We start from the raw sequence: 2506 nt of genomic DNA on the forward strand, positions 1-2506 counted from the left end.
CTGGCCCTGCTGGCCCTGCTGGCCCTGCTGGCCCTGCTGGCCCTGCTGGCCCTGCTGGCCCTGCTGGCCCTGCTGGCCTTGTTGGCCCTGCTGGCCTTGTTGACCCTGCTGCCGTTGCTGCTGGCCTTGCGCGTTCTGCGGCGGATTCTGTTGCTGCCCCTGCGGCTTCTCCATCTGCGCCGCGCGGCTCATCGCGTCGGCGGCTTCCTTCACGCTCGGCTGCGCTTCGCGCGTCTTCGACGCCCCGGGCTTCGCCCCCGCCTCTTCGAGCTTCTTCGCGAGCGCCTGCACGTCGCGCTCGAGATCGCGCGAACGATCGGCCAGCTGTCGCGGGTCCTGCGGATTCTGCTTGCCGTTGCCCTGCTGCGGCCGGCCGTCCATGCGGTCGGCGGCCTGCTGTTGGGCCTTGGCCAGTTCGTTGGCCTCGTCGCGCAAGGTCTGCATCGCACCCTCGAGCGACGCACGCTTGAGCATTTCGGCGCTGCGCTCGAGTTGCTCGCGCATCTGCTTCTGCGCTTCGGCGAGCTGCTGCATGCTCTGCTGCGCCTGCGTGCCACTCAGCCGGTCGGAGTTCTTGTTGAGCTCCTCCAGCTGCTTCTGCATCTCGGGGGTCATGGCCTCGCGCAGCATCTTCTGGATGTCACGCATGCGACCCGCCAGCGTGGTGTCGAGCGCGTTGGCGTTCTTGAGGCGTGACTCGAGCTCCTTGGCGTTCATGCGGAGCGAGTCCACCTTGGCGGCGAGCTGCTGCTGATCACGCGCCAGCTGCTTGGCCTTTTCGGCGGCCGTGAAGCTCATCGGCTTGCCGTCGTTCTTCTGGCCGCCACTGGCCTGGTCCCCACCCGCCTTGAGGTCGCGGCTGCGCGAGGCGTCGGCGGTGTTCTGCTGCAGGCGCTTCTCCTGCTGTGCGAGCTGCATGGCCTTGGCGGCCAGCGAGTCGGCGAGCGATCGGGCCATCGCGCGCTGTTCGCTGAGCGTGGGCACACGCAACACGACTTCGGCACTCTGCGCCTGTTGGGCCCACGGCGAATCATCGGTGGCCACGGCGGTCACATGCACCTTGTCGCCGGGCTCGAGTCCACGACCATCGAGCGAGATGGTCGCCCCGCCTTCGAACACGGGCGACTGCGGCGAGGCCACGTCCACACGCTCACGCTTGATGGCGCCGGCGCCGCTGGCCGATTCCTTCCACACCACGAGGTGTACACGCGCCACGCCGTGATCATCACCGGCATCCACCAGGACCGGCACCTGGCCGGTGGGGCCGATGGCGGTATCGGTGGCCGGCGCCACGATCTGCACGCTTGGCGCCTGATCGGGGATGACGGTGAACGGCAGCGAGTCGGGCAACTCCGGCGCGAGCACGGCTCCATCGGCGCGCGGCGTCGCCTGGGCGCGCCATCCCCACGAGCCGTCACGATCGACCGTGATGACGGCTTCCGCTGGCACACCGTCGCCCGCTGCCGACGCCGCCAGCAAGGCGACCTCGGCTCGCCCATCGCTCAGCACGGCGTCACGCGCCCCGCCGCGCAGCATGACGCGCACCTTGACGCGCGTCCCGCGCGGGACCCGCAGCGGCGGCACCGGCTCCAGGGTTTCGTCAGCGCGGCCGAGGTAGGCCGGATACATCGCGCGCAGTGAGACGTCGCCGAGCCAGCCGCGTTCCTCGACCACGAGTGTGGCGTTGAGTTCGGGGGAGCGGCCGTCGTTCACGCGCAACTCCGTGGCCGCCCGCACGGGGCCCAGGGCCAGCGCCACGCGGCCATCGGCGGGCACGCTGAGTACCGTATCGCGCCATGCCTCGCCTTCGGCGCGACGCGAGATGGTGACCGCATGGCGCCCAGTCGCCACCACCTGCACGGTCACCGGCATGCCACGCGGCACGCGCGTGGTGAGCTTGTCGAACGACAGCGCAGGCAGGAGTGTGCCGCGCCAGGCACTCACCGGTTGCAGTACCGCCGCCAAACCATCTGGTGCGACACGCGACGCGATGATGAGCGTCCCCGCGCCAACAGCGGCCCCCACGGCGGCAAGGCCAAGCGTGCGAGTGAAGCGGGCGGTGAGCGCCGGCGTGAGTGCACCAGACGCAAGGCGACGCGCCACATCGTCGGCGGCACGAGCACCAAGGAGGCCGGTGGCGCCCACTTCGAGCGCCCCGCGCAACGACCCTTCACGCAGCTGCTGTTCCTGTTCCACCACGCCGGCGATGCCGGCCATCGTGAGTTGCTGTTGCAACCGACGGTGCCGCAGGCCGAACGCGAACGCCGCCCCCGTTACGGCCATGACGACAAAGAGCAGTGGCAACGGCGCCGGCAGATCGATCCACCGACCGCCACCCAGTACGAGCGCCGCGAGGGCGATGAGCACGGTGACGATGCCGGCCGCCATGAGCGCCGACGCGACAGTGCCGCGGGTGGACAGCGCCTGCCGCTCCTGATCGAGTCGCGCCTCGAGGGCGCGACCGGCGGGGGGCGTGTTGGCGGCGGCGGGTAGTCCGCGGATGGCC

At 70.5% G+C, this 2506-nt stretch carries 1 protein-coding gene; it reads right to left on the reverse strand.

All coding sequences use genetic code 11. From position 1 onward, the window contains the following. A partial coding sequence (locus ACIQ6O_RS16365; protein WP_396208837.1) for a hypothetical protein occupies window positions 1-2506 on the reverse strand: 2506 nt, incomplete at both ends.

Source organism: Gemmatimonas sp., assembly GCF_044345575.1.
Classification (GTDB): Bacteria; Gemmatimonadota; Gemmatimonadetes; order Gemmatimonadales; family Gemmatimonadaceae; genus Gemmatimonas.